The 1,000-nt window shown below is 41.0% G+C and carries 2 rRNA genes; both read right to left on the reverse strand.

Features of this window, described 5'->3' with window-relative positions:
* Positions 1-65: ribosomal RNA gene (locus DCC81_RS25285) — 16S ribosomal RNA — on the reverse strand; the annotation flags it as partial.
* A gap of 830 nt (positions 66-895) precedes the next feature.
* Positions 896-1,000 (reverse strand): 5S ribosomal RNA (gene rrf, locus DCC81_RS25290); the annotation flags it as partial.

The raw sequence follows: 1,000 nt of genomic DNA on the forward strand, positions 1-1,000 counted from the left end.
TCGACTTGCATGTATTAGGCCTGCCGCTAGCGTTCATCCTGAGCCAGGATCAAACTCTCCATTGTAAATAGTTTGTTTGCTCACTGACTAATTTTTTCTCAAAGCGAGAAAACCTTGCAGTTCTCTCCTTATAGAAATTAGACAAGAGTGTTTTAATTTTTTCGCTTGTTTGCTTACCTCACTACCATCCGAAAATAGTAGTGCTGTTGTTTCCTGACTTTCAAAGAACTTCGCTTTTGATTATGCGGATTTACATCCTTTCATCTTAAAGCTTGTTGTCAAAATGTGAGATCCGATCTCTTAGCCGCTCCCTTGTGAAGCACTCATTTTTTTGTTTTTGTATGCTGTTATTTTTCGGAGAACTTTTCCCGTGGGTAATGACTATATTACCAGTCGTTTGTGTTGGGGTTGCAAAGGTAAGCTTTATTTTGTTTCCACCAAATCTTTTTCAAAGTTTTTAGTGATTTTATTTTTAGCTAACTACTTGGCTATGAGTGGTTTGATACCGCTCTCTGCCTGGTAGTTTCCCTTGCTGGCTCCTGCTGTTTTTTAAAGAACTTCCTGGCTTAAAAGCCCCAGTGGCTTATTTGCGGACGGCAAAGATACAATCTCCTCTTCACTCTACAAAACCTCCAAGCCGTTTATTTTTCACTCTACCAGTTTCTGCTGTATGACTTTTGTTCTTTACAGTGGGCCCTTTGCTTCTTGCTGTATGGCTTTTGTTCTTTGCAGTGGGCCTTTTGCTTTACTGTATTGCTTTTGTTTTTGCAGTGGGCCTTTTGCTTTACTGCCTGGTTAGTGAAGCCCTGTACTATATAGGCTACCAGGTCTTATTACCTTGTACTTTATAATAAAAAAAAGTCTCACAAGTTGCCCTGTGAGACTTTCTGAATAAATATGGCAGCTACCTACTCTCCCGCATGATTGCGCAGTACCATCGGCCATGAGGGGCTTAACTTCTCTGTTCGGAATGGGAAGAGGTGAACACCCTCGGCAAAAC

This window comes from Chitinophaga parva, assembly GCF_003071345.1.
GTDB classification, from domain to species: domain Bacteria; phylum Bacteroidota; class Bacteroidia; order Chitinophagales; family Chitinophagaceae; genus Chitinophaga; species Chitinophaga parva.